Raw genomic sequence first — 26,030 nt, forward strand, 5'->3', positions numbered from 1 at the left:
TTTTATCGGCATGGCCGGTGAATGATTGTAGGCGTGTGTGCCGGAGTTTATCTGGGGCATTATTAATGTGAAACATCTCATTATTGATCTATAATTATGTTTTGTTAGTAATTTATGTGACGAGTTATTGAATATGGCTGCAGTAATGGAAGAGAAAACTTTTCGTGGTTTACGTGAAATCGCTTTATTAGGTTTCATCGCAGTCGCATTATTTTTTTTAATTTCGTTGATCACCTTTAGTAACGAAGATGCGGGTTGGACGCATAGCGGGTCAGTGCAAACCATCTCTAACGCTTGCGGTATTTTTGGTGCGTGGCTCTCTGATATCATGCTTAGCTGTTTTGGTTTGGTTGCTTATTTATTCCCCGTTATTATTTTCTGGCAAGGTTATTTGCTCTACACTCGCGGCAGACATGACCGCGAAAAAATGATTATCGCGCTGCAATGGATAGGATCAATAGCGACCATTATTTCGAGCGCTGCGCTATTGAATTTGTATCTGCTAAGAATAGGTATTGAATTGCCCAGCAATACCGGAGGTATTTTAGGTCAGGAAACCGGCAATGTATTGTTGCGAATGCTAGGCAATTCGGGAGCGACATTGCTGTTGTTAGTGGTTTTATTGGCCGGGGTTACCTTGGTTACCGGATTGTCGTGGGTAGCGTTGCTGGATTTTATCGGTAAATATACCGTGTCTATTTGTCGATTTCTTAGAAGCAGTATTCTGACTTTGTTGCAGGGACATTCGGTTAAACCCATTGAAACGCTGGTTAATAATCCCGAAAAGTCGGTGTTTAAAAGAAAAGTCAGTGCTAAAGCTATACCTATAGCCAATATCGAAAAGCCTGTAGAAAATCCGGCAAAAAACAGTCGTCCACTCAAAAAACAGTCGGCTATTAAATATGATTCCAGCAAAGGTGTTTTACCGTCTCTGGATTTGCTCGATCTTCGTGATACCCGCGTTATCGGTTATTCGCAAACCGATTTGGAAGAAATGTCGCGCTTGGTAGAAGATATTCTGGCCGATTTTAACGTTGCCGTTACCGTGGTCGGCTTTCACCCTGGTCCGGTTATTACTCGTTTTGAGTTACAACCTGCAGCAGGCGTTAAGGTCAGTCGTATCAGCACCCTGTCCAAGGATTTGGCCAGAGCGTTGTCGGTTACCAGTGTTCGTATCGTTGAAATTATCCCCGGTAAATCGGTAGTCGGTCTTGAAATTCCCAATCGGGAACGGGAAATGGTGACCTTGCGCGAGTTATTGGTGTCAGCGCCGTTCGAGAAATCCAAATCCATGTTGACCCTGGCGATGGGCAAGGATATTTCCGGCACACCGATGGTTGCCGATCTGGGCAAAATGCCTCATGCACTGGTCGCAGGCACTACCGGCTCCGGTAAGTCGGTTGCCATCAATACCATGATTCTCAGTCTGCTTTATAAGGCCACGCCGGAGCAGGTGCGCTTGATCATGATCGATCCGAAGATGTTGGAATTATCGGTTTATGAAGGCATTCCGCATTTATTGACCCCGGTCGTTACCGATATGAAAGAAGCCAGCAACGCACTACGCTGGGCGGTTGCTGAAATGGAAAGGCGCTATAAGTTAATGTCCAAAATGGGCGTCAGAAATCTCGCCGGATTTAATCAGCTGATAGAAGACGCGACGGCAAGAGGCGAGAGCGTCAGGGATCCGATGTTTCAAATGATCAACCCGCTGGAAGAAGGCGAAGACTATCCCAGCTTAAATACCTTGCCCAGCATCGTCATTGTTATCGATGAATTAGCCGATATGATGATGATCGTCGGTAAAAAAGTCGAAGAACTGATCGCCCGTCTGGCGCAAAAAGCCCGAGCGGCCGGTATCCATTTAGTCCTGGCCACGCAGCGTCCCTCGGTAGACGTATTGACCGGCCTGATCAAAGCCAACGTACCGACCCGGATTTCATTCCAGGTGTCATCACGCATCGATTCGCGCACTATACTCGATCAAGGCGGTGCGGAAACCTTGCTAGGCAATGGCGATATGCTGTTTTTACCCTCAGGCACCAGTATTCCGATACGTGCTCACGGTGCATTTGTCGATGATCACGAAGTGCATCGCGTAGTTGAATTTTTAAAACAAACCGCGCCGCCCAATTATCTGGAAGACATCACCCGGGAATCGTCTGATTCAAATGATGGCTATAGCATGAGCGGTGGCAATGGCGGCGATTCCGAAAGCGATGCCTTATATGATGACGCAGTGCAATTTGTCACAGAAACGCGCAAAGCCTCAATATCCAGCGTGCAAAGACGCTTTAAAGTCGGCTATAACCGTGCCGCAACCATGATTGAAGATATGGAAGCGGCCGGCGTTGTCAGTTCGCCAGAAAGCAATGGTTCAAGAGTCGTGCTGGCGCCTGCACCGGTAAGAGATTAATAACGAATCGGAGTCGCTATGGCTCTGATTGCGACTCTGGGCAGTTGCTTATATGTGTATTCTTACTTTTCCCTACGTTTTTTCTTGTCATCGGGCGATGACTCGACTTCCACCCATTAGCTGACTACCCTACCAGGCGCACCGCGCCGGACGGTGCCTATAATGCCCGTCCGGCTTTGGGTGGTATATTGTCTTTACTTCTGCTGCTGTTTTTCTAACAAATAATCCAGCCAAAGATTAGACAGTTTTTCCTGCACGGTATTTTGTCGCAACCTGGCATTCAAGTGAGGGAAATCAACCTTGTCCAAATCCTGATCCTGGTTGTAGCAGGAATACACAAAGTACTCCTTGCCGGTATCGGCATCGATATGTTTGCACAAGCACTGGGCGCAAATGCCTTTCATCATGCACTGCATCGGCGAATTAATGGAGCCGATGGCGTGATGCGCTTTGTTTAAATAAGGCTTCAACACATCGAAGCGCGCGCTTTTTACCGCCGCCATCATGCGATCCGAGCCGATTACGATCAGATGGTCGACATCGCTAAGCGAAATCGGCTGTTCACCTAATTCGCCTTGGGCGTAAGCCAGCATACATTCCAGGATATTGCCGACAAAGGTCTTGTCTTGAGGGCGTGTTGGGGTAAAGGCTTCAACACCTTCGCCTTTGTCGACCGACCAGATGATAATGTCGGCGGCGGCTTCAACATCCTCGACTTTAAAGCGGTCTTGCGCGTATTTGTAGCCGGCAAAATAAATCACCTTGTTGCCCGCCGCTCTTAAGGCCTTGCCGATGGAGAACAGCACCGCATTGCCCAAGCCGCCGCCGAGCAACAACACGGTTTTTCCGGTCGGTATGTCGGTCGGGGTGCCGGTTACGCCCATGATCACCAGCGGGTCGCCGACTTTCCAGGTGGCGCACAGACGCGATGATGAACCCATTTCCAGCGCAATCAGCGAAATCGTGCCGTTTTCCTTATCGACTTCGGCGCCGGTCAGCGCTAAGCCTTCGGCAGCCAGCACCGTGCCTTCGACCACAGGCGCAAAGGCTTCGTAGTTTTGCACGCGATAGAATTGTCCGGGATGGAATTTTTCCGCCGCCATCGGCGCTTTGACCACGACTTCGATAATCGTGGGTGTCAGGCGGTTAATGGCTACGATAGTGGCTTTAAACGACTCATCCAGCTGGGCAAACAAGGCTTTTAATGCCGCATCGCGTTTCGGCTGTTGGGCAGGATTTAATTCTGCCAATTCCTGCTCGAACAGTTTGACCACGTAAGGATAACCATTTTTTGCACTGGCCATGGCTTTAACCACGTTGCCTGCGTAAACGGGATGGTTGTCGCCGTAAAAACTGATAAATTTGCCGTCTTTTTGATAAGACGTCAGCGGCGCGGGTTTGCCGAGCTTGGGCATGGTGTCATCGCTCATCGGCACCAATTCGACCGAGTCATTGGTCCATTCAGGCTGATAACGCTGGAAAAACCATTTGTCCATCACAAAGGTGTCGGGATATTCGCTTTGGTAAATAGTGTTCGGCGAGGTGCCGGCGGCAACGTATAAGCTGCGCAACGGCACCTTGACTGACTGCCCCGAGTTGTTCCAGCGACCCTCTTCCAGCACCAGTTTGTCAAACTCAACCGCGTTTAAATGTCCGTATTGGTCGGCAAGGGCGGCGATTGGACTCATGCCTTCAGCCAAGGCAATGCCTTCTTCCAGCGCTTTGGCGATTTCTTCGTGATTTTGGCGGTACGCGGGCGCATCGCTTATGCCTTTGCGATAAAACAGGGTGACGCCGCCCCACGATTCGACCAGTGGTTGAAAATCTGGCAGTTCTTCCTCTGCTTCGGCGCGTTGGCGTTCGGCGACGATGGCTTTGCCGTGCCCCAGGAATTCATCGAGGATGATGGTTTCTTCCTGATCGTAACGACCGCGAACGCTTTGCTCGCTATAGACGTTAACCAGCGTTTGATAGCGGTGCAGGGTTTTTTCCACCTGCACCGGATAATACGCCATCAATTCGGTTGCGGTATCCATCGCGGTCAAGCCGCCGCCGATAACGCCTGCCGGTAAACGCACCTGCAAATTTGCCAGCGAAGAAGCCTTGGCGGCTCCGGTCAATTGCAAGGCCATCAGGAAATCAGAGGCCTTGCGTATGCCGCGCATCAGGTTGTTCTTCATGTCGATAACCGTCGGTTTACCGGCACCCGAGGCGATGCAAATATGGTCAAAGCCCATAGTCCACGCGTCTTCAATAGTGATGGTGCCGCCAAAACGCACGCCGCCGTAAGCGCGAAACGCCTCGCGTCGTTGCAAGGTCAGGTAAATGACTTTCAGGAAGTTCTTGTCCCAGCGCACGGTGATGCCGTATTCGGCGACGCCGCCGAAACCGGCCAGGATACGCTGGTCCAGATCTTCGTACAGGTCTTGGAAATGCTCAATCGGCGCAGGCAGGTTGTCGCTGTCGCCGGTCAATGCCACCGGCAACGGCTCCAGTTTTAAGCCGTCGATTCCGGCGACACCGAAACCTTCATTCAATAAATAATGGCTCATCGTATAACCGGCGGGGCCTAAACCCACGACCAGCGCGTTTTTGCCGTTGTAAGGCAGCATATACGGACGCTTGACGTTTAGCGGATTCCAGCGGGTCAGTAAGCTGTATATCTCAAAGCCGTAAGGCATGAACAAGACATCGGTCAGTACATTGGTTTCAATTTGCGGAATATCGACCGGATCGGTTTTTTGGTAGATACAGCCTTTCATGCACTCGTTGCAAATACGATGCCCGGTGCCCGGACACATTGGGTTGTCGATGATAATCATCGCCAGTGCGCCGATATTGTCGCCGCCGCGTTTAACCAGATGCATTTCCGATATTTTTTCATCCAGCGGGCAGCCGATGGTGGTCACGCCCAATGGATCAACCTTGAAGGTATTGGTTTTTTTGTTGCGCATGCCCTTGGAGCAGGAATCGGTGTCGCGCTCGTGGCAGTAAATGCAGTGATTGACTTCGGACAATACCTGGCGTTGATTAAAGCGCGAGTCGGTTAGCTTGAAACCGTCCCGGCGGCGGCGGTGTTCCTGCTCGCCCATCCAGGCTTTAAATTCGCCGCGATCAACCAGTTCATGGGCAACCAGGTTATCGAAATCGCGTTTTTGCGGAAGTTTAAAACTCGGCCAGTTCGCAACCACATCGTTATCTTGTTGGGCGACAAAACTCCAGCGCTGAACGATGTCTATCAGGCCGTTGATAAATTCAGCGGGATCTTGCAGGCTGAGGATGTCGTTAAATTCGGTTGCCGCTTCGTCATGTGCGGCGAGTTTGGCGCGCAGAGCCTCGGCGACCCAATCGGCATTTTCGTAATCGCTGTCTTTGCCTTTGGCAATCAGCTTGTAATGGCTGCACAGCAGTCCGATAGCCGCGCCGACTCGTGCTATGCGGTGTTCGGGATCATTATCCTGATTGGCCTCGGGAAAACCCGCGTCGATCAGCAGGTCAAAGCGGTTCAGGATGGCGGGAATTGCCCAATCGCTGGCATCCTGTCCTTTAAAGGTGAAAGCCAGCTTGTCGACTATTTCATTTTTATAGGTAAAAATGCTGTCGATCTCGTCCTTGATGGTTGCGGACTGAGCTTGATGCTGTTCGGAAACATTAAAAATCTTGGCGACAAACTGACCGACATAAGGCCCCATGCGCACCAGCAGATCGGAAACCGTTTCAGGTGACAAATCTATACCCTGATTCTGGCGGTAAGCCTTGAATTCATTATGCAGCTGCGAATCATGACGTTCAACCGACGCATCAAACACCTCCAGCAGCTCTTTCAGACGCGCAGAATCGTATAAATCGGGGTAGTTAAAGCCGGGAATGCCAAGTGTAAGGTTGTTCTGTTCCATAGTTCTCGTGTTTGATTAGTTCGATTGTTCATACCGCCAGCATAAAAAGCAGGCTTTATCTGCGCTTACATGGTTACCGACAAATTCGTCTGGAGCGAATTTGCACAGTCAACGGCTGGCTCGAAGGGTGACATACTGGGATGTATTTCATAAAAGACAAAATTCAACCGCGTATTGTAAGTAGATATGACTTTGTTTGCCACCGATAATCTTTGTTATGGCGAGCCGTAACAAGTTCAGAGTCTGCCAGTCACTTTTTGCTAATGACGCTTCAGACATAGGTTGTTGGCATTTTTTCTCTCAGTTTTAAAAACCGCTGATACCGGGTCATTGAAATATCGCCGTTTTCGGCAGCTGGACGCACTGCGCAACCCTTATCAACCAGATGACGGCAGTTCTTAAACTGGCATTGTTCAATCAACGGCTGAAATTCACGGTAACCGTAAGCCAATTGTTGCTCGGATAGACCGGCCAGCCCGAAAATGGCAACGCCGGGGCTGTCGATTAAATCGCCGCCTTCATCCATGTGGTACAGCGTTGCGGCAGTGGTGGTATGCCGCCCATGTTTGGTGGTTGCCGAGACGGTGTTGGTTTTCAGTTCCTTATCGGGAATGATCGCATTGGTTAACGATGACTTACCGACGCCGGATTGCCCCGCTAAAATACTGACTTGATCTTTTAGCGCCAGTTTGAGTTCATCCAGACCCGACGCCGCTGTGGCACTGACCCGGTACAGCGCATAGCCTAGATCTTTGTAGGCCATCAGTTCTTTTTCAATGTCGGCAGATTGCGGCAGATCGGTTTTATTCAACACCAGTGCCGCATCGATATTGCGATTCTCGCAAATCGCCAGATACTGGTCTATCAGCAAAAAATCGCAGAAAGGCTCGATCGCAAAGACCACAAACACGGTGTCGATATTGGCCGCAACCGGACGGGTTTTGCCGTTTCTGGACGGACGCATCAATAACGAACGCCGGGGCAGGATTTCTTCTATGCGGCCTTGATCGGGCGAGGATTGCGTCCATAAAACCCGGTCGCCCACGGCGACGGTTTCAAGCTTCCTCAGAGTTTGGCACAGCATAATCTTGCCGTCATGTTCAACTGCAATACCCTGACCTAAATGGGAAATAACCAGGCCTTCAAGTAACTCAGACACGTATTTTAGATTCCAAATTGGCAATACGAATAGCCGCCGGCGGGTGGCTGTAATGGAACGCTGAATACAAAGGGTCTGGCGTCAAAGTGCTGGCGTTTTCTTCGTATAACTTAACCAGCGAGCTGATCAGTTTTTCGGCCTTGGCATGGCTGGAGGCAAAATCATCGGCTTCGAATTCAAATTTGCGTTGAAAATAGGCGCTGATCGGCTGCATAAAAAAGGTAAACGACGATGACACCAGCATGAATAACAACAGGGCGGCGGCATGCGACGGCTGTGCTACGCCGAGTCCGTTGTAGAACCATGGCTGATCGATCAGCCAGCCTAAAATAGCAAAACTGATCAGGCTCATAATCGCAGTGGCAACCATCATTTTGATCGTGTGTTTGCACTTGAAATGTCCCAGTTCGTGGGCCAGTATCGCTTCCAGTTCTTCATCGTCCAACGAGCTGATCAAAGTGTCGAAAAAGACGATGCGCTTGTTGTTGCCAAGGCCGGTGAAATAGGCGTTGCCGTGACCCGAGCGCTTGGAGCCGTCCATAATGAAGATGCCGTTGCTGTTAAAGCCGCAACGGCTAAGCAAGCCCTGAATCCGGTCTTTTAACGAGCCGTCTTCCATCGGAGTGAATTTATTGAATAACGGCGCGATCACGGTAGGAAATAGCCAGCTCATCAGCAGCGAAAAACTGATCAGTATGCCCCAGGCCCATAACCACCACAGCGAACCTATGCTGTCCATGACCCATAGGATTAAAGCCAGTAACGGCATGCCGATAGCGGCAACTAGAGCCAGTTGCAACAGTTGATCCTTGATGAAGCGTTGCGGGGTGCTTTTGTTAAAGCCAAACTTTTCTTCAATCACAAAGGTTTGGTAGACACTGGTAGGGATTTCAACCAGGGTCATAAACAGAAAAACGCTGGCTACTGCGGCCAATCCCGCTAGCAATGGGTTGGCAATGGAGGATGCCCAAAATTCGAAAGCTAAATTAATGCCGCCGCCGAGGGTCAGCAGCAATAGAAAAATAATGCCGACGATGCTGTCTATATTGCCCAGCTTGCTCTTTTCCAGCGTGTAGTCAGCCGCTTTTTGGTGAGCTTCCAGCGAGACGGTATTTTTAAAGGCTTCAGGCACGGCAAAGCGGTGCTTAGCAACGTAAGCGGCGTGCCGTTGAGCCAGCCAAAACTGCACTGAAAAAGAAAGCGTTAGCGCGATTAAAAAGACGATGGTAAAGCTATTCATAAGCGGAATTTCTTCAAAGTTTAAGAGTTAGACGTACAGATTAGCCAATGCTACACTAACCGCCCCCTTCTATACAACGGAATCAATAAATGGCGCAGGACTCCACGCATCTTATCTGGATAGATCTTGAAATGACCGGACTTAATCCTGACAGTGATTCGATTATTGAGATTGCTACGATTGTTACCGATCAAAATTTGAATATTCTGGCGCAAGGCCCTGTGCTTGCTGTACATCAATCCGATGCGGCATTGGCAGCCATGGACGACTGGAATCAGCACCATCACGGGCAATCCGGCTTGATCGAGCGCGTCAAGGCTTCCGCTATCGATACAGCGGAAGCCGAACGGCAAACGCTAGCATTTTTAAAGCAGTGGGTGCCGGAAAATACCTCACCGATTTGCGGCAACAGCATCGGCCAGGACAGGCGCTTTTTGTATCGCTATATGCCCAAACTGGAAGCGTATTTTCATTATCGCAATATCGATGTATCAACGCTAAAAGAGCTGGCGGCCAGATGGGCGCCCGAAGTCAAAGACGGCTTTAAAAAACAGTCCACGCATCAGGCTTTGGCCGATATTGTCGAATCTATCGAAGAATTGCGTTATTACCGCGAGCACTTCATCAGGTTCTAGCTTATGAATCAAATTCTTGCAATTGCGCTGGGCGGATCATTCGGTGCGGTGGTGCGGTTTCTGGTGTCATCGGGTGTTGCTCAATGGCTGGGGCGCGGATTTCCTTATGGGACTTTGGTCGTCAACGTGATCGGTTCGTTTATGATCGGTTTGCTGGCCGAAACGCTGATTCTGCAACGCGTCACTATCACCTTTGAATACAGGGCGGCCATTTTGGTCGGCTTTATAGGCTCCCTGACAACCTTCTCCACTTTTTCCCTGGATACTTTTTATCTGATAGAGCAGGGCAATTTAAGCAAAGCGGCGGTGAATATATTCGCCAGCATTACGACCTGTGTCTTTGCCGTCTGGATTGGCTTGCTGTGCGGCAGAGGCCTGTTTTATTATTCGAACGGTGTCATTCAGTGGTCGGGAGGCGTGATTCCTTATGCGTTGATGAGCATTAACGCGATAGGCGCTTTTCTGATCAGCATCATCGCGACTATTTTGTTGCAGAAAGTGGCGCTGTCCGAGGAATACCGAGTCGTACTGACGGTGATCATGGTCGGTGTTTTTCTGACTCTGTCCGGTTTATATTTACTGTTGTATTTGGTAGAGCATGGTTATTCATTCGACACCCATTTGAATTTAATGCTCGGTACATTTGTCGGCAATGGCCTGATCTGTATCTTGGTGATTTGGATGGGCTTGCTGGTTGGCAGGCAGGTTTGATAGACAAAAGGCGAAAGGCGAAGAGTGAAGGAATCATGCTTTTTTTGCCCTTAGCCTTTAGCCTTTTGTCTCATATATATTTTTAATTTTAAGGTAATCATTTAATCATGTTAGATCCCCGCTTATTCAGAACCGAGTTAGCTTTTGTTAAGGAACAGCTCAACAGGCGCTCATTCGATTTTAATCCGGAGTATTACTCCGAGCTGGAAGTCCGGCGCAAAGACATCCAGGTTAAAACCCAGGAATTGCAGAATGCACGTAACAGCAGCTCAAAAGCTATCGGCATCGCCAAAGCCAAAGGCGAAGACGTGCAACCGCTGTTGGATCAGGTTCAGCATCTGGGCGACGAGCTGAAAGCGGCGGAAACCGAATTGTCCGACATTCAGGAAAAAATGACCGCCTTGATGGAAGGCATCCCCAACCTGCTTGATGAGTCCGTGCCGAACGGCAAGAGCGAAGACGACAATCTCGAAATCAGCCGCTGGGGCGACATTCCGACTTTTGATTTTGAGCCCAAAGACCATGTCGATTTAGGCGCAATCAACAAAGGCATGGATTTCGAGCTGGGTGCAAAAATCGCCAGCGCCCGCTTTGTGGTATTAAACGGGCCGCTGGCACGCCTGCAACGGGCCATTATTCAGCTGATGCTCGACACCCATACCACCGAACACGGTTACAGTGAAACTTACGTGCCGTTTTTAGTCAATGCCGACAGCTTGCGCGGCACCGGGCAGTTGCCTAAGTTTGAAGCCGATCTGTTCAAGGCCAACGACGATCCTGCCTTATATCTGATTCCGACCGCCGAAGTGCCGGTCACAAACATCGTCAGAGACGTGATTATCGAGGCCAAAGACCTGCCGCTTAAATTCGTCTGTCACAGTCCCTGTTTCCGTAGCGAGGCCGGCGCTTACGGTCGCGATGTCAGAGGTATGATCCGTCAGCATCAATTTGAAAAAGTCGAGATCGTACAAATCGTAAAGCCTGAGGATTCGGCTGCGGCACATGAAACGCTAACCCATCACGCGGAAGCTATCCTGAAAAAACTCAACCTGCCTTATCGCAAGATGTTGCTATGCGCAGGGGATACCGGCTTTTCATCGACCAAAACTTACGATCTGGAAGTCTGGCTACCGGGGCAGGGCACTTATCGGGAAATATCGTCGTGCAGCAACTTCAAAGACTTTCAGGCTCGTCGTCTGCAAGCGCGTTGGCGCAACCCTGTCACCTCCAAACCCGAGTTGGTGCATACCCTGAACGGCTCCGGTCTGGCGGCGGGCAGAACGCTGATTGCGGTGATGGAAAATTATCAGGATGCAGCAGGGCGCATTCGTATTCCTGACGCGTTGCGGCCCTATATGGGCGGCTTGGAAGTTATTGGCTAGGGCATACCCGCTCGCCATAGGGAGAGCTGTGATGTTGGGCGTCGATTTAATCTCAAGCTGCGTGGAAAGTGCGCGGCACGCCCTTCTCGGCTGTATTAATAATCAAGGCGTTCTTTGCTGAACGGGTGGGCTGATATTTGCTGGAATCTGATTAGATATAGCCTGTGCTTGACTTGGCACTAAACTGCTTTGTGGTGGGGAATATCTCTGAATAGCAAATACTAAGCCTATTGCTGCTAACAATATGCCAATCATCCAGCGGGTTTGGACTAAATTTGCGCTAGCAATTTCGGCTTTTATACTTGAAATATCGGTTTTAATCTCTGTTTTTAGACCAGCAATATCTGTTTTCAGATCAGAAATGTCTATTTTTGAAGCATAATTGGACTTAATAACGGCGGTATCCGTCACAAGCGTGTTCAAATTATCACGAATAGCACGAACATCCGTCTCCAAAATGCCTACACGTCTTTCAAGGTCTGACATATTTCCTCCACCACCGCCTTGGCGACTTACCTCTTCGGCTATTGCTTCTTGCATCCTTGTTAAATGAGGATGGTCGCTTACCGGGGAAACTTGCGCAACAGACGCGGGAACCTCATCGCTCATTGTTGTTCAAGCCTAGTTTTAAGCCATTCCCACATATCTGTGGGACCGCGTCCATAGTATGCTGAAACCGGAACTATAATTGCTGAGCCTATAGGTGAAAGCTCTCCTTGCGCTTGCCCTGTAAGACCGATATGGTTAGATAATTCAACTGAAGTTCCGTCGAATTTGATTAGCCAGCCACGATCTGACTGCAATTGATAGCGATCTGTTGCCGACGCAATACTCCGCACAACTGCATCATTTAATGCAGAGCTAGTTGGTGTTAGAGGGACAGCTATATAGATTGCCATAGTGGTGAAAGTTTATCGTTGATTGCAAATTGGTGAAAATTAAATATAAAACTTAAGCATAAAATTCAGTATAGCCTATTCAATTTTTCTTTGCCAAAAACTACCCCGGCGGTTGTTCACGTATGCTATTGATGCGTAGATGAACCTTGCCCTGAGCGCAACTCTACTTAGCAATTTTCTCCGCTTGATACACAACCCGCCAGAAGCTCACCTGCACGTATATTGAAGTCATACGGCGTTGTATTAAAATATTTTTCTCGTTCCCACGCGCAGTATTGAGTGGCATAACGCAGTATGGATCGCATGAGTCTTACGCTGCGCGTGGGAACCCGATAATGGTATATGACGCTGTTTTTATGTCTGAATTTTTATCATCAACGCAACCGCTTTCCGCTTACCGCATCATAAATAGCGGTTTCCTGTGCCAGTTCCCCGACTTTGCCGTGAACGATAAAAATATCGGCATTGGCAAAGGTTTTGAGCAATTTTCTTGATTCCTTGATGGCGGGTCGGGTCGTCGGGTTGGCGCTGGTGGATACCAGCGGGCTGCCGAATTGGGCGCATAAGTCGTGGGCTACCGGGTGATGGGTTACTCTGACGGCCAGTGATGAATGTTCGCCGGTCAGCCATTTTGGCACCCAAGGTTGGGCCGGAATAACCCATGTGACAGGGCCGGGCCAGGTGGGGGTTATGCGGTCGATAATGGCTTGATCTAAATCGAGGTAGGGACGCAGTTGCTCCAGTGACGAGGCGATAAGAATCAGGCCTTTTGCTATCGGGCGCTGTTTGATGTCGAGCAGGGCCATCGCCGCAGCTTCGTTGAGCGGGTCGCAGCCTAAGCCGTAGACGGCTTCTGTGGGATAAGCAATCACCGCTCCGGCTTTGAGCTGACGGACGGCGTTTTTTATTTTGAACAGGGAGTGATAAGGCATTTTTAAGTTTATGGAGAGAGTTTCAGCTCCTGCTGGATTATCTATGTGGGCGCGAATTCATTCGCGTTTTTTAACCTACTCCGCGAATGAATTCGCGCCCGCAACATTCAACCCTAACTATTTTTAGCCAAATGTGGGCGCTTTAAAAGTTTGTTAAACATATAGGGCCCCCAAAGGTGAATGAATCCGTCCCTACAATACACCAGGTTCTTTAGGTCCCTGCACATCGGCAGGGTCGCCTTCATACGGCGTTACGTATTTGCAGTCTTTTTGCGGACAAACTTTTTCCACGCCGCGTCTTTTGGTTTCTTTGACGGTCAAAATAGGCCACGCACATTCCGGGCAGCTTTCTTTTATCGGCGCGTTCCATAATGCGTAGTCGCATTTTGGGTATTCAGAGCAGGAATAGAATATTTTGCTGTTCCGCGATTTGCGTTTGAGGATGTTGCCTTTTTTGCATTGCGGGCACTCAACGCCGGTGTCCATCGGCTTTTCCAAAGGTTCGATATGCTTGCATTTGGGATAACCGCTGCAACCGATAAATTTGCCGTAGCGTCCGGCCTTGATCACTAAAGGCGATTCGCATTTGGGGCAGGTTCGGCCTTCAACAATTTCGGGTTCGTCGGTAGCGCCGGCATCATCGTTCAGGTTCCGGGTGTAGGAGCATTCCGGATAATTGGTACAGCCGATAAACCGGCCATTTCGGCCTAAACGAATGGACAGCGGGCTGCCGCAATCGGGACATTTTTCGTCGATGGCTTCCTGGGTGACATCTTTGCGCTGGACGCTTTCCTCTTTTTCATGAATCAGGGCGGTGAAAGGTTTCCAAAAATCATGCATCAATGGAACCCAGTCTTTTTCTCCCCGCGACACCGCATCCAGTTCATCTTCCAGGTTCGCGGTAAAATCGTAATCGACGTATTTGGTGAAATGTTCGGTCAGGAATTTATTGACGATTCTGCCGACATCGGTCGGGTAGAAGCGCTTGCTGTCCAGGGTGACATATTCGCGGTTTTGCAAGGTCGAAATAATCGACGCATAGGTCGATGGCCTGCCGATACCGTGTTCTTCCAGGGATTTTACCAGACTGGCTTCGCCGTAGCGTGGCGGCGGCTCGGTGAAGTGCTGTGCGGCATTGATGTCGTTGAGCTGGACGGGGCGGCCTTCTTCCATCGGCGGCAGAAAGTTTTCCTTGTCGTCGCTCTCGTTGCTGTCATCTTTGCCTTCCAGATAAGCCGCCATGAATCCGGGCGAGGCAATCGTGGAGCCGGTTGCCCGGAATACGTGCTTGCCGTCGGCGCAGCTTAGATCGACGCCGACCACATTGAGCGTGGCATGAATCATCTGGCAGGCGATGGTGCGCTTCCAGATCAGTTCATAGAGTTTGAACTGTTCAATGCTCAGTTGGTTTTTTATCTGGCTGGGCAAGTACCGAGGGTTTGTTGGGCGTATGGCTTCGTGCGCTTCTTGTGCGTTTTTGGACTTGGTTTTAAACAGCCGGGGTTCTTTAGGCACATTTTCAGCGCCATAGCTTTCGGCAATCAGCGCGCGGATTTCTTCGACGGCGTCAGCCGACAGGTTAACCGAGTCGGTACGCATGTAGGTAATCAAACCGGCGGTTTCGCCGCCTATATCGATGCCTTCATAAAGTTGCTGGGCAACTATCATGGTGCGCTTAGTGGTGAAATTCAGTTTGCGCGAGGCTTCCTGTTGCAGTGTCGAAGTGATAAAAGGCGGGGCCGGGTTGCGTTTTTGCTGTTTCTTTTCCAGCTTGGCAACCATTAATTGGCCGTCAGCGGCATCCAGCAAGGTTTGCTTGGTTTTTTCGGCCAGCGCTTCATCGGTAATGCTAAATTGACTGATTTTTTCGCCGTCAAGCTGCGTCAATTTGGCTTTGAAGGCTTGATCGTGCGCCGTCAATGCGGCATCAATTGTCCAGTATTCGCGGGTTTTAAAGGCCTCGATTTCCAGTTCGCGCTCGACGATCATACGCAAGGCGGGGCTTTGTACACGACCTGCCGACAGACCACGGCGGATTTTTTTCCATAATAGCGGCGACAGGTTGAAACCGACCAGATAATCCAAAGCGCGGCGCGCCTGTTGGGCGTTGACCAAGTTGATGGCTAGTTGTTCTGGATTGGCAATGGCTGCGGTGACGGCTTTTTTGGTGATTTCATGGAACACGACCCGATGCACCGGCTTGTCTTTGAGCAGTTTTTTTTCTTTCAGCAGTTCAAGCAAATGCCAGGAAATAGCTTCTCCTTCTCTATCAGGGTCAGTCGCCAGATATAAGGTGTCTGCGGTCTTAAGGGCTTTGGCTATAGCTTGTACATGTTTTTGGTTGCGATCAATAACTTCATATTTCATGGCGAAGTCGTTGTTCGGGTCAACTGCGCCCTCTTTGGGGATCAGGTCGCGCACATGCCCATAAGAGGCTAAAACCTGAAAGTCCTTGCCCAAATATTTTTCGATGGTTTTGGCTTTTGCGGGCGATTCTACAATGACGAGATTCTTGCTCATTTATTCTTAAAAGAGGTGAAAGGTTCAAGGTGAAAGGTGAGGTTCAAGGAGCAAGGTGAAAGCTGTGTGTTTTCAACCTTGAACCTTGCTCCTTGAATCTTAGTGTAAATACGATGGAATAAGGTCATAAACAATATCTTCCATTCTGGAGAAAGCGATTTCCTCATCCGGCTGACTGAGTAATACCATCAGCACTATCCATTTCAGTTTTTCCATCGATATTTCTTCATTTTCCAGCGCCATGGCCCGGTCGATGACGATTTCCCGGTTGGCTGAACTTAGGATGCCGCTATTCTCAAGGAACATAAGTAAATTGCGGCATTCAAGATCCAGTTTAACTTTCTCCTGATTGCAAAAAATACGGAATACAGGCGTTGCGGATGTTTTTATTGCACGTTGCAGGCTAAGCGACTCTAGCCAGTCGAAAGCTTTATTGACTTCGATTTGTTCAAAGCCGGCTTCCAGCAATTCTGTTCTGACGACATCACTGTCTGGAAGTATTTCAATTTCATCTTCCATATAGTTTTCGAATAAGTACATCAGGACATCAAAAATATTTTCTTTCATGGTCTCTTGGTTGTTTATTGGATTCGAGTATAGCAACCGCCGGGGGTTGCTTCTATGTAACCTTGCAGTTCAAGAATCAGCAGCATTGACGAAATAACTTCGACGGATTCGTTGGCATTTTCAACCAGAGTATCGATAGAAGTTGGGCTAAACATGACGAGATTCAATAATGTTTGCTGCTCCAGGTCAAGCGTTGATTGCATTGTTGCCGGGGAGAAAATTACATCTTGTTGATTATATTGATTTAGTTCCTCAAGAATATCTTGGGTTGTTTCGACAAGTTTTGCGCCTTCGCGGATTAGCGCGTTGCAACCTCGGGCCAGCGGGTTATGAATGGAGCCGGGAATCGCAAAAACTTCGCGGTTTTGCTCCAGGGCCATGCGCGCAGTAATCAGCGAACCGCTTTGTTTGGCGGCTTCAACCACCAACAAGCCTTGGCACAGGCCGCTGATGATGCGGTTGCGCCGGGGAAAGTGGTTGGCTTTGGCGGTAGTGCCCGGCGGAAATTCCGAGACCATTGCACCGGAATTGACAATTTCAGTGGCCAGGTCTTTATGCCGAGCCGGATAAACACGATCCAGCCCGGTTCCGGCTACTGCAATCGTATAACCTTTGGCCTTTAATGCGCCCTGATGGCTGGCGGCATCGATACCCAAGGCCAGTCCGCTGGTAATGGTAAAGCCGCAATGACTCAAGGTCTTGGCGAAGTTGAAGGCGATTTCCAGGCCTGATGTCGACGGATTACGGCTGCCCACTATCGCAATTTGCGGCAGAGATAACAGTTCGGGGTTACCGCGTACAAACAAAAGTGGCGGAGGGTCGGCAATTTCTTTTAACAGCGGCGGATAGTTGGGGTCATTAAGGGTGATAACGCTGTTATTCTCCTGACTGAGCCAGCACAAATCATAGTCGATCAGTGCCCAATCAGGATTTTTGATCGCATTAACGATATCGCTTTTTAAGCCCAAGGCGCTCAGTGCGGAGGATGATTCTGCAAATAACTGCGCCGGGGTATGGCTGCTCAGTAAACGGAGAAATGTCCTGCAACCGACGCCTGGCGTGCGCAATAGCGCAAGCCAGTAGTTAATGTCTTGCTCGGGAATGTTCAGGGGGTTTTAACTTTGTCTAAAATATGAAGGGCCTGAGTCGCTTTCATGACCAGAGCATAACTGACACGCTCAAACGGTCGAAAAACCATCAGGGTACCGGCCATTTCATCCGGAAGGTTAACCTGATCGTTTTTAACCGAACTGTACGAATCTTTGACAATATTGCCGCGTTGATAGATGTCCAGTTCATGCCCAGCTAAAATCCCGTCAGTCGTGCCTTTGTCTATGACCACCACGTTATACCTGCCGATTTGAGAAACGCCGCCAAGTACGCTGATAATACTGCCGTTGATGCGTTGTTCTGGCGGACGGGGAAAATAATTTAATACAAGGTCCTGTTCAGCATTGAGCATAATCCGATCACCGATACGAATTTCCTGGACGGATTTGGTTATGGCTAATGTCGCCGGATCGCCGGGTTGTTGTAATGAGGTGCCGGCAATGTATTGCGCCTCATAGCCCAAAATTTCTCCGCTTTCCGGACTGATATAAGCGTTACCCGGCCGGTAAATCGTGTAGGACTGGCTTTTCGGTTCGGTTATCGAACGTACATAAGCACGATCGCCAGTGCCTGCAAGCAGATGTTCGCCGACAAAGTCAACGACATATGGCGCCTTGCCCAGTTCATTTTCATCCACCACTTTGGGGGATGACAGGAAGCTGGTTATGGTTTCGGTAGGGATTAATCTAATGGCCTGTTTCAGCTCGGTTACTCGAATACAAGGCAGTACTTTGCCATCTTCGGAGACGGCAAAGTCTTTGCGTCCTTGCTTATAGTCTTCTTCCTGAAGAATGCAGGGAGAATTGGCGGTGGCCAAGGGGATTTCGCTACGGGAAAGGCTCAGTTGAGGGTTGCCATCGACGATTGAAAAATAAAGCGTATCGCCGGGATAAATCAGGTGAGGATTCTTGATTTGAGCATTACGGCTCCATAATTTAGGCCATTGCCAAGGGTGGATTAAAAATTTACCGGATAGTTCCCATAGAGTATCGCCTTTGACGACGGTATATTGATCGGGATGGGATGGGTTTATTTGTATTTCATCGGCCCATACGCTGGTGCTGATGAGCAGAGAAACTATCAATCCGGTGAATGTTCGAAAAGCCATGTTTGGGTTCCTGTCGAGCCTTTTTGTGCGATCTGGATCCAAAGTTTAGATGAATTCAGATGGTTTTACCAATTATACGGGAAACTCAACGTTATTAAGGCTTGCAGGCTTAAGCTATTGCGGCGTCACATTGTAGACCCTGATACACCATAAGGGCGAAAGTATGGGAAGCACAGATTTTATCCATTTTGCCCGTAAAATCCTTCCTTCAGGCATAGCTATCTACACAAGTCACTACATCCTGACTGGGCTGGCTACCCATGCACCCATTAAAAAAACATTTCCTCGTTCCCTCGCGGGTGGCGTCACCGCCATTAGGTTAAGGGCTTGGCATTAGGTGGACGCGAATAAATTCGCGCCCACAATGTTCAGTCATCACTGTCTTTTCAGTCTAACTTAATGGCAGTGCCACGGGAAAGCCAATAAGTTGTGTAGATACCTATATCCTTCAGATGGGGGATGCCCTTGATTTTGCCTTTGCATCCGTGTACGATTTTTCTCGTGCTGATAATTTAGCCTGCCGGAGGGAATATCCGGTACTGCCAGTCGAGGGACTTTAGACTCCGCATTATGCCGAGCATCGCCCCGTTGAAGCTGGAAGCTCTTTCCTTTAGGTCAAAGCTATCTACACATCTTTACAGCTAATTGATTTTATTGAAATTTATTAAAGATGGCTTTTAACAAAATCTCATTAATATCAATTTGTTACCATATTTGTGTAGATAGATTTGCCTTTAGGTAAGCGTAATTCACGTGCAAGAATAGACGCGGGACATATTCCGCAAGATTCATTATTCCCAAATATCTGCAATTACATTTTTAATAAATCACTAAATTAAAGAGCATATGATTAATAAATCACTACAACTATCCTCAATATTTTTCCTGTTCGCTACATTACTTCTGTCCGGTTGTGTGCCAACTCAGTATCAGAAATCAATTTCTGTAACCAAAGATGCAAATGGAAAGGTCGTCTCAACAACCACAACAGAAAGTATTGTCCAACCTAACCAACATGGTCACCCTGTAAAATTTGAACTTCTGAATGGCATCCAGTTAAATTAAGACTAACTTGTAACGCAAACCAAATCAATTAAAGCCGCATAAAACCGGCTTTTTTTTAGATCAAAATAAAAAATCACGTTATCCCTGATAACAGCATCTTTATAAGCTGTAAATGACCGATATGGGTTAATTTATAAATTTTATTATACTTACATATGAGCGGTGTTGGATGGGACTTTTTCATTCCATCCAGCAGGCTTTTTATGTGGGGTATAGATGATTTCTTTCTTACAACGAGCCAAAATAAGCCGCTAATGCTTTAAAATCAGCCTCGGATAGATTGGCGGTAATAGCCTGCATCGGTCCGCCTTTACGAGAGCCCTCTTTAAAAGCTTTTAATTGTTGTTCAAGGTATTCAGGATGTTGTCCTGCAAGCCTTGGGAACTGGCCGTTACCTTGAGCAGTGGAACCATGGCATCCCAGACACATAGCGGCTTTGGCTTCGCCTGCTTTTGCCAATGCCGGGTCGCCGCCTGCTTTGGCGGGTTTCTGGCTGGAAAAATAAGCAGCAAGGTTGTTGATGTCTTCATTGCTCAGGTTGGCGGTCATTGATTGCATCATGATATTGATGCGGTCTCCGGCCTTGAATGTTTTGAGTTGGTTGACCAGATAGGTAGGTTGTTGTGCTGCCAAGTTGGGCCATTGTGCGCTGCTGCTGTTACCATTTTGGCCATGGCAGCTGACACAGGAGCTTGCTTTTTGTTCTCCGGCCGCACTATCTGCGGCTAAAACCGGCAATGTAAAAAAAACAGCCAGCAAGGAAGATAAGATAAGGGATTGTTGTAGTGAGTTCATGGTTCACCTCATAGGATAGGGTTGGCTATCTATTAGGCGGGCTATTGAAAGAAGCTGCCTTTTCAGATAGGAGCTTCACTATACAACCAAAAAGATTAACTGATAATAAAAAGTTGGGTGGATCGTGAGGTTTTTTTGCGGAAAAGTTCAATCGTCGTTGTGTCGACAGAAGAGAAGTTGAGGATAGGCTTTTTGGAAAGGAGGTGAAATGTCTAAGTGTTGTACAGGAGCAGAGACCCAAGGATTGCTATGTCCAGGACTCCTGAACATAGCAAGAATTGCTGTTACTTTACGATGCGTAAAGTGGGTTTGGCTGTCGGTTTTTTTACTGGCGGTGGTGGTTCATCGTCACCGTCGTTGTCTTCCTGATCGAAGATCATGCCTTTGCCGTTCTCTTTAGCGTAGATTGCCAATACTGCGGTTATTGGTGTGGCAATGTGCATGGGTTTTCCGCTAAACCGGGCATTGAACTCAATTTCATCGTTGCCGAGAGAAAGACCCTGTATAGCTTCCGGCCTGATATTCAAAACGATTTTTCCGTCTTCAATAAATTCGGTCGGTAAAATGGCGCGGGTATCTTGTGCATCCACAAGCAGATGCGGTGTCAGGTTGTTGTCAATAATCCATTCGTAAATTGAACGAATTAAATAAGGCTTTAGAGAGGTCATGTTGCTAAGGTTTATTTTAAAGGCTCGATCATTTCTTTTTCGGCTTCGCTCAGGCTGCGTTTAAATGCGGCTCTGTTGAATATGCGCTGGGCATAATTGGTGATGACTTCACTGGGTGTTGATATGTCAATACCTATGCTCGGTAGACGCCATAATAAGGGCGCGATGACGCAGTCTATCAGTGAAAATTCATCACTCATAAAATAGGGTCTGGCGGCAAAAATAGGCTCGGCAGCCAAGATTCCCTCTCTGAGCATTTTCTTGGCGCGGGCTGATTTTTTCTCGCCGGAAAATAAAATTTCATCCAGTAACTGATACCAGTCCTGGTCGATACGCTTGATCAGCATTCTGGCGTTTGCCCGTGAAACCGGATCCATTTGGTGCAATGGGGGGTGCGGAAAACGTTCGTCCAGATATTCCATAATGATGCGCGAGTCATAGAGAACTAGGTCGCGTTCAATCAGTGTTGGCGACGTGCCGTTGGGATTTAGCTCTAGTAAATCCTCAGGCGGCTCAGTCGGGTCGTAATATTCTATGTCTGCGACAACTCCTTTCTCGTGCAAAACAAAGCGGGCGCAGTGGCTCATCGCGCATGTTGGAGATGAGAAAAGCGTCATTACAGATTTACGAGTAATATTTGTCACGAATAACAACCTCTTTAAGACGTGTAGGGCGGTAAAAAAAAGGCATTATAACATGGTTGTCGAGGTTTTTATTTGCAGATGTTAGGGTAGGCAAACAGCTTCGCCTCGGCAATGGCTCCTGCATTGCTCTACCTCCTGCATTCATGCAGTCGTAAAGCGGCCACTGTTGGTGCCGTTTGCCTACCCTATAAGATTTTGAGAATTAATGGATGTTCTTCCAATATTCTTTTTTCAGCAGATAAGCTAAAACTAAAAACATTAAAATAAAAAATAGCACATATTTTCCGAGACGTTGTCTTTCAAGCTGCACCGGCTCACCGACATACACCAAGAAATTAACCAAGTCATTGACGAAAATTCCAAACTCTCCTTCAGACAAGGTACCGGGTTCTTTAAGAACTAAGTTGGTATATTCATGACCCCATATATTTTTTCTAGGTTCTGCATACTGTTCACCTTGCAATTGCCAGAGCGGGTTAGGCATAGCGGTATCCTCGAAAATCAGGTTATTTACCCCTCTAGGACTTTTTGGATCAATATAGTAACTTTTTAAATAGCTGTACAGCCAATCCGCACCACGCGATCTGGCAATTAACGACAAGTCGGGCGGTTGTGTACCAAACCATTTTTCAGCATCATGCGCATTCATAGCGCTGTGCATTTGATCGTAGATATTGGCTCCTTCCGGTGCAATGTCTTTTAACACTTTTTTAGGGTCGACATCGACATCAAGGGCAATACGCAAGTAACGGATATGTTTGATTGAATGGCAGCCCAAGCAATAGGTGACAAAGTGTTTTGCACCACGCTGCAATGAAGCATTATTGGAAAGATCAATATTCGCTTTTTGCAGCTCAATACTTTCCGAGGCGACAACCCCAAAAGAGAGTGATAACAATAAAAGCAATGCTGTTAAATTTTTCATATCAATCCAGACTCCCTTTTGCATTTTTTACTAACCGACTGATAAGGTTTCTTATGCCTTTGGGATTAGGTCTTATGGCAAAAAAAGAGCTTTTAAAAGCAGAGTGACCAATTTCAGTAGATCCTTGTTTTATTTGGGTTATTTCCTCAATTAACGCAGGCAGTTGCTCCTCAAGGCTATGTATTGTGGTTAAGCGTTTTGGCACCGGCTTGGTTTTTTCCCAGCGGGTATATAACGGCATCAACAAGAAGAAGCCGAAATAAATCGCAGTAAAAAATCGCGCGACGATTGTCGCTGTAGGTGTCGCAGGTTGTGTGCCTAAATAGCCTAACGCTATAAAACTGATAACAAATAGCACCAAGGCTTTTTTGTAGATGCCGCCGCGATAACGAATCGATTTGACCGGGCTGCGATCCAGCCAAGGCAGCAGAAACAGCACGACAATCGCGCCGCCCATACCGATAACGCCGGCAAATTTATCGGGAATGGCTCTTAAAATGGCATAGAAAGGCGTGAAATACCATACTGGAGCTATGTGTTCCGGGGTTTTCATCGGGTCTGCAGGGATAAAATTGGCTGGCTCGAGAAAATAACCGCCCATTTCCGGCATGTAAAAAATAACCGTGGCGAAAAATAACATAAATACGCCGACACCGACCAGATCTTTGACCGTGTAATAAGGATGGAACGGAATGCCGTCCACAGGATGACCCCAAGGGTCTTTGGAATCTTTGATTTCAATGCCGTCGGGGTTATTTGAACCGACTTCATGCAAGGCTACGATATGCAGGAATACCAGCATGACCAAAGCCAGCGGCACAGCAATTACATGAAAGGCGAAGAACCGGTTCAGGGTTGCATCGGAAACCACATAGTCGCCTCTGAGCCAGAGGGACAGATCATCGCCGATTACTGGAATGGCGCTGAACAGCGAGATAATCACCTGAGCGCCCCAGTAGGACATTTGTCCCCAAGGCAATAGATAGCCCATAAAGGCTTCGGCCATCAAAGCGACAAATAACAACATACCGAAAATCCAGACCAGTTCACGGGGATGCTTGAACGAGCCGTAAAGCAAGCCCCTGAACATGTGCAGATAAACCACGATAAAAAATGCCGATGAACCGGTCGAGTGCATGTAGCGAATCAGCCAGCCCCAGTTCACGTCGCGCATGATGTATTCTACGGAATCGAATGCCAATTTGGCGTCCGGTTTGTAGTTCATGGTCAGGAAAATACCGGTCAGGATCTGGTTGACCAGTACCAGCAAAGCCAGTGAACCGAAGAAATACCAGAAATTGAAGTTCTTGGGCGCGTAATAATGCGCCATGTGTTCATTCCAGAGCTTGGTCAGCGGAAAGCGTTCCAAAAACCAATCATTACATTCAGTTACGCGATTACGTTTCATGCGCTTTCTTCCTCTGGAGCTTCACCAATAATCAGCTGGGTATCAGTAATATAGCGGTAAGGAGGGATTTCCAGGTTAGTTGGCGCCGGTACTCCGCGATAAACGCGACCAGCCAGATCAAACCAGGAGCCATGGCACGGACAGAAAAAACCGCCTTTCCATTTTTCGCCAAGATCATTGGGGGCTATTTCAGGACGAAATGTGGGTGAACAGCCTAAGTGGGTACATAAACCGACGGCTACAAAGACTTCCGGCTTAATAGAGCGTACTGGGTTTTTGCTGGAATCCGGTTGTATGGATTCCAGAGAAAGAGGATCTCTGAGTTCAGAGTCCAGTGTTATCAGGGTTTCAAGAACCTGAGGAGTTCTGTTGAGTATCCATACCGGTTTTCCTCGCCATGCGACTCTGATTAATTGGCCGGATTCCATTTTGCTGATGTCAACTTCAACAGGAGCGCCAGCGGCCATGGTCTTGGCACTAGGTTGCATTTGAGCAAGAAAAGGAACAGCTAAATAGCCAGTGCCGACTGCGCCAACCACGGTCAAGGCCGTGGTTAAAAATTGGCGTTTGGACTGATCGACGCCTTCGTTATTCATTATAGAACTCTCCTGATTAAGTCTGTGCTTCTTTAAGGGCACATTATTTTCTGGCGTCAATATACCATTAGAACTTATAAGATTTGAAGTGCTTATGCTGTTGGTTTAGGTATTTGTTTTTTTTAAAAAAATGCTTGGTAGGTGATGCGAAGCACAACTATATGATATTACAACATATTGTTGTTTTTAAAGGCGTAATAATGGCGTTAGTTTTTTTATTTATGGGGCGCCTAGACATTTTGTTAGTGCGGTAATAAACGCTGTATTTTCTTCAGGTTTACCGATGGTTACGCGCAGGCAATCGGTCAGCAAGCCGCCTTGAGCGCTAAGGTTTTTAATTAAAACACCTTGTTGTTTTATCGATGCAAAGATGTCGTTGGCCCGGTTTTCGGGTGTTTTGAATAGGATAAAATTGGCGGCGCTGGCATAGGCGGTAATACCGTTCAGCGCATTAAGCTGGCTAAAAACGAGTGACCGTTCAGTGCAAATCTGTTGCGTTTGTTGATCGAACAAGGCTTTGTTGGACAGGGCAAAGTCTGCGCTGATCTGGGTTAGGCTGTTGATGTTGTAGGGCAGGCGAATTTTATGCAGTTGTTCGATGATGTCCGGCGTGCCTGCGATGTAGCCGAGGCGTAAACCCGCCAAGCCCAATTTCGATACGGTACGCATCACTAACAGGTTGTCATATTGTCCCAGACTGCTGATAAAGCTGGCGTCGGCAAAAGGGGAGTAGGCCTCATCAATCACCACCAAGCCGTTGGCAATTTTTATGATGTCTCTAATCGACGCTTCGGAAAATAGATTTCCGGTAGGGTTGTTGGGGTAGGCCAGAAAAATAACCGAAGGCTGGTGTTTTTCTATGGCAGCCAGCATGGCGGGTAAATCCAGGTCGAAGCTGTCTGCCAGCAACGGAATGCCGTGGTAGTTGAGGCCCAGGCACAGGCTCAGCTGTTTATACATCACAAAACTGGGATCCGGCGCCAACACGCAGGCACTGGCAGGCAGCGCCATTAACAGTAATTGAATGATTTCATCGGAACCATTGCCTAGTAGCACATCGAACTGGTCGGGTATTTGATTCAGGTGTTTGATGGTTGCCGTCAGCTGTCTGGCTTCAGGATCCGGATAGCGGTTTAACGGACAGTCTTTCAAGGTTTCCAGCCAGTTTGTCTTGATGTCTTCAGGCCAGCTGTAGGGGTTTTCCATCGCATCCAGTTTGATCAAACCGGTGGCATCGGCCACTTTGTAAGTGGACATTGCCAGGACTTCTTTGCGGAAGATGGAGGAAAGTAGATTGGATTGTGTCATGTGCAAATTCTAAAGCTGTAGGGGCGATCGGTTGGTCGCATTGGGC

21 protein-coding genes are annotated in these 26,030 nt (G+C 48.1%); 4 read left to right on the top strand and 17 right to left on the bottom strand.

Annotated elements, in window-relative coordinates:
- The first annotated feature begins 145 nt into the window (after positions 1-145).
- Positions 146-2,416 (top strand): DNA translocase FtsK, encoded by a 2,271-nt coding sequence (locus ABXJ76_RS03505; protein WP_432744141.1) that lies wholly within the window; start codon positions 146-148, stop codon positions 2,414-2,416.
- A 194-nt stretch (positions 2,417-2,610) separates the two neighbouring features.
- Here the strand turns inward: ABXJ76_RS03505 and ABXJ76_RS03510 are convergent, their stop codons facing one another.
- The 3 genes from ABXJ76_RS03510 to ABXJ76_RS03520 all read right to left on the bottom strand — a co-directional run bounded on the left by ABXJ76_RS03510 (position 2,611) and on the right by ABXJ76_RS03520 (position 8,711).
- Positions 2,611-6,312, bottom strand: a complete 3,702-nt coding sequence (locus ABXJ76_RS03510) for a pyridine nucleotide-disulfide oxidoreductase (protein WP_432744143.1) — start codon at positions 6,310-6,312, stop codon at positions 2,611-2,613.
- A 271-nt stretch (positions 6,313-6,583) separates the two neighbouring features.
- A complete protein-coding gene (rsgA, locus tag ABXJ76_RS03515; protein WP_432744144.1) occupies positions 6,584-7,471 on the bottom strand; it encodes a ribosome small subunit-dependent GTPase A in 888 nt (295 codons plus the stop codon).
- Positions 7,464-8,711 carry a M48 family metallopeptidase gene (locus tag ABXJ76_RS03520; RefSeq protein ID WP_432744146.1) on the bottom strand — a complete coding sequence of 416 codons (1,248 nt, stop codon included), beginning with the start codon at positions 8,709-8,711 and terminating at the stop codon, positions 7,464-7,466. The genes rsgA and ABXJ76_RS03520 overlap by 8 nt, the downstream gene beginning before the upstream one ends.
- Before the next feature lie 89 nt (positions 8,712-8,800).
- Between ABXJ76_RS03520 and orn the strand changes: the two genes are divergently transcribed.
- The 3 genes from orn to serS all read left to right on the top strand — a co-directional run bounded on the left by orn (position 8,801) and on the right by serS (position 11,439).
- Positions 8,801-9,346 (top strand): oligoribonuclease, encoded by a 546-nt coding sequence (gene orn, locus ABXJ76_RS03525; RefSeq protein ID WP_432744148.1) that lies wholly within the window; start codon positions 8,801-8,803, stop codon positions 9,344-9,346.
- A 3-nt stretch (positions 9,347-9,349) separates the two neighbouring features.
- Complete coding sequence (gene crcB, locus ABXJ76_RS03530) at positions 9,350-10,057, top strand: fluoride efflux transporter CrcB (RefSeq protein WP_432744150.1); 708 nt, start codon at positions 9,350-9,352, stop codon at positions 10,055-10,057.
- Positions 10,058-10,164: 107 nt separating this feature from the next.
- Complete coding sequence (serS, locus tag ABXJ76_RS03535) at positions 10,165-11,439, top strand: serine--tRNA ligase (RefSeq protein WP_432744152.1); 1,275 nt, start codon at positions 10,165-10,167, stop codon at positions 11,437-11,439.
- Between the two features lie 102 nt (positions 11,440-11,541).
- Here the strand turns inward: serS and ABXJ76_RS03540 are convergent, their stop codons facing one another.
- The 14 genes from ABXJ76_RS03540 to hisC all read right to left on the bottom strand — a co-directional run bounded on the left by ABXJ76_RS03540 (position 11,542) and on the right by hisC (position 25,984).
- Positions 11,542-12,048 (bottom strand): hypothetical protein, encoded by a 507-nt coding sequence (locus ABXJ76_RS03540; RefSeq protein ID WP_432744154.1) that lies wholly within the window; start codon positions 12,046-12,048, stop codon positions 11,542-11,544.
- The gene (locus ABXJ76_RS03545; protein WP_432744156.1) at positions 12,045-12,338 is read right to left on the bottom strand and encodes a hypothetical protein; all 294 of its coding nucleotides are present in this window, start codon (positions 12,336-12,338) and stop codon (positions 12,045-12,047) included. The genes ABXJ76_RS03540 and ABXJ76_RS03545 overlap by 4 nt, the downstream gene beginning before the upstream one ends.
- A gap of 374 nt (positions 12,339-12,712) precedes the next feature.
- Positions 12,713-13,270 carry a Sua5/YciO/YrdC/YwlC family protein gene (locus ABXJ76_RS03550; protein ID WP_432744158.1) on the bottom strand — a complete coding sequence of 186 codons (558 nt, stop codon included), beginning with the start codon at positions 13,268-13,270 and terminating at the stop codon, positions 12,713-12,715.
- 192 nt (positions 13,271-13,462) lie between these two features.
- The gene (topA, locus tag ABXJ76_RS03555) at positions 13,463-15,790 is read right to left on the bottom strand and encodes a type I DNA topoisomerase (protein ID WP_432744160.1); all 2,328 of its coding nucleotides are present in this window, start codon (positions 15,788-15,790) and stop codon (positions 13,463-13,465) included.
- 99 nt (positions 15,791-15,889) lie between these two features.
- Positions 15,890-16,357 carry a DUF494 family protein gene (locus ABXJ76_RS03560; protein WP_432744161.1) on the bottom strand — a complete coding sequence of 156 codons (468 nt, stop codon included), beginning with the start codon at positions 16,355-16,357 and terminating at the stop codon, positions 15,890-15,892.
- 14 nt (positions 16,358-16,371) lie between these two features.
- Positions 16,372-17,424, bottom strand: coding sequence for a DNA-processing protein DprA (dprA, locus tag ABXJ76_RS03565; RefSeq protein ID WP_432744163.1), 1,053 nt, complete (start codon positions 17,422-17,424; stop codon positions 16,372-16,374).
- A gap of 38 nt (positions 17,425-17,462) precedes the next feature.
- Positions 17,463-18,575: a LysM peptidoglycan-binding domain-containing protein gene (locus tag ABXJ76_RS03570; protein ID WP_432744165.1), complete on the bottom strand. Its 1,113-nt coding sequence runs from the start codon at positions 18,573-18,575 to the stop codon at positions 17,463-17,465.
- 1,293 nt (positions 18,576-19,868) lie between these two features.
- A complete protein-coding gene (locus ABXJ76_RS03575; protein WP_432744167.1) occupies positions 19,869-20,435 on the bottom strand; it encodes a c-type cytochrome in 567 nt (188 codons plus the stop codon).
- Positions 20,436-20,719: 284 nt separating this feature from the next.
- Positions 20,720-21,103, bottom strand: a complete 384-nt coding sequence (locus ABXJ76_RS03580; protein WP_432744168.1) for a ClpXP protease specificity-enhancing factor — start codon at positions 21,101-21,103, stop codon at positions 20,720-20,722.
- 11 nt (positions 21,104-21,114) lie between these two features.
- On the bottom strand, positions 21,115-21,690 hold the full coding sequence (locus ABXJ76_RS03585; protein WP_432744170.1) for a glutathione S-transferase N-terminal domain-containing protein: 576 nt from the start codon (positions 21,688-21,690) through the stop codon (positions 21,115-21,117).
- Positions 21,691-21,949: 259 nt separating this feature from the next.
- The gene (locus tag ABXJ76_RS03590) at positions 21,950-22,672 is read right to left on the bottom strand and encodes a cytochrome c1 (RefSeq protein ID WP_432744171.1); all 723 of its coding nucleotides are present in this window, start codon (positions 22,670-22,672) and stop codon (positions 21,950-21,952) included.
- A gap of 1 nt (position 22,673) precedes the next feature.
- The gene (locus ABXJ76_RS03595) at positions 22,674-24,080 is read right to left on the bottom strand and encodes a cytochrome b (protein ID WP_432744173.1); all 1,407 of its coding nucleotides are present in this window, start codon (positions 24,078-24,080) and stop codon (positions 22,674-22,676) included.
- On the bottom strand, positions 24,077-24,676 hold the full coding sequence (gene petA, locus ABXJ76_RS03600) for a ubiquinol-cytochrome c reductase iron-sulfur subunit (protein WP_432744174.1): 600 nt from the start codon (positions 24,674-24,676) through the stop codon (positions 24,077-24,079). Before petA ends, ABXJ76_RS03595 begins: the two co-directional genes overlap by 4 nt.
- A 219-nt stretch (positions 24,677-24,895) precedes the next feature.
- Positions 24,896-25,984, bottom strand: coding sequence for a histidinol-phosphate transaminase (hisC, locus tag ABXJ76_RS03605; protein WP_432744176.1), 1,089 nt, complete (start codon positions 25,982-25,984; stop codon positions 24,896-24,898).
- Between the last annotated feature and the right edge of the window lie 46 nt (positions 25,985-26,030).

This window comes from Methylobacter arcticus, from assembly GCF_050917435.1.
GTDB classification, from domain to species: domain Bacteria; phylum Pseudomonadota; class Gammaproteobacteria; order Methylococcales; family Methylomonadaceae; genus Methylobacter_A; species Methylobacter_A titanis.

What these genes read in the sequence shown, in the direction of transcription:
- hisC (WP_432744176.1), bottom strand. Translation starts at nt 25,984, where the DNA reads ATGACACAATCCAATCTACTTTCCTCCATCTTCCGCAAAGAAGTCCTG.
- ABXJ76_RS03510 (WP_432744143.1), bottom strand. Translation starts at nt 6,312, where the DNA reads ATGGAACAGAACAACCTTACACTTGGCATTCCCGGCTTTAACTACCCC.
- ABXJ76_RS03595 (WP_432744173.1), bottom strand. Translation starts at nt 24,080, where the DNA reads ATGAAACGTAATCGCGTAACTGAATGTAATGATTGGTTTTTGGAACGC.
- serS (WP_432744152.1), top strand. Translation starts at nt 10,165, where the DNA reads ATGTTAGATCCCCGCTTATTCAGAACCGAGTTAGCTTTTGTTAAGGAA.
- ABXJ76_RS03505 (WP_432744141.1), top strand. Translation starts at nt 146, where the DNA reads ATGGAAGAGAAAACTTTTCGTGGTTTACGTGAAATCGCTTTATTAGGT.
- crcB (WP_432744150.1), top strand. Translation starts at nt 9,350, where the DNA reads ATGAATCAAATTCTTGCAATTGCGCTGGGCGGATCATTCGGTGCGGTG.
- ABXJ76_RS03540 (WP_432744154.1), bottom strand. Translation starts at nt 12,048, where the DNA reads ATGAGCGATGAGGTTCCCGCGTCTGTTGCGCAAGTTTCCCCGGTAAGC.
- ABXJ76_RS03545 (WP_432744156.1), bottom strand. Translation starts at nt 12,338, where the DNA reads ATGGCAATCTATATAGCTGTCCCTCTAACACCAACTAGCTCTGCATTA.
- ABXJ76_RS03520 (WP_432744146.1), bottom strand. Translation starts at nt 8,711, where the DNA reads ATGAATAGCTTTACCATCGTCTTTTTAATCGCGCTAACGCTTTCTTTT.
- ABXJ76_RS03575 (WP_432744167.1), bottom strand. Translation starts at nt 20,435, where the DNA reads ATGAACTCACTACAACAATCCCTTATCTTATCTTCCTTGCTGGCTGTT.
- ABXJ76_RS03585 (WP_432744170.1), bottom strand. Translation starts at nt 21,690, where the DNA reads ATGAGCCACTGCGCCCGCTTTGTTTTGCACGAGAAAGGAGTTGTCGCA.
- ABXJ76_RS03570 (WP_432744165.1), bottom strand. Translation starts at nt 18,575, where the DNA reads ATGGCTTTTCGAACATTCACCGGATTGATAGTTTCTCTGCTCATCAGC.
- ABXJ76_RS03580 (WP_432744168.1), bottom strand. Translation starts at nt 21,103, where the DNA reads ATGACCTCTCTAAAGCCTTATTTAATTCGTTCAATTTACGAATGGATT.
- topA (WP_432744160.1), bottom strand. Translation starts at nt 15,790, where the DNA reads ATGAGCAAGAATCTCGTCATTGTAGAATCGCCCGCAAAAGCCAAAACC.
- ABXJ76_RS03590 (WP_432744171.1), bottom strand. Translation starts at nt 22,672, where the DNA reads ATGAAAAATTTAACAGCATTGCTTTTATTGTTATCACTCTCTTTTGGG.
- petA (WP_432744174.1), bottom strand. Translation starts at nt 24,676, where the DNA reads ATGAATAACGAAGGCGTCGATCAGTCCAAACGCCAATTTTTAACCACG.
- ABXJ76_RS03550 (WP_432744158.1), bottom strand. Translation starts at nt 13,270, where the DNA reads ATGCCTTATCACTCCCTGTTCAAAATAAAAAACGCCGTCCGTCAGCTC.
- ABXJ76_RS03560 (WP_432744161.1), bottom strand. Translation starts at nt 16,357, where the DNA reads ATGAAAGAAAATATTTTTGATGTCCTGATGTACTTATTCGAAAACTAT.
- orn (WP_432744148.1), top strand. Translation starts at nt 8,801, where the DNA reads ATGGCGCAGGACTCCACGCATCTTATCTGGATAGATCTTGAAATGACC.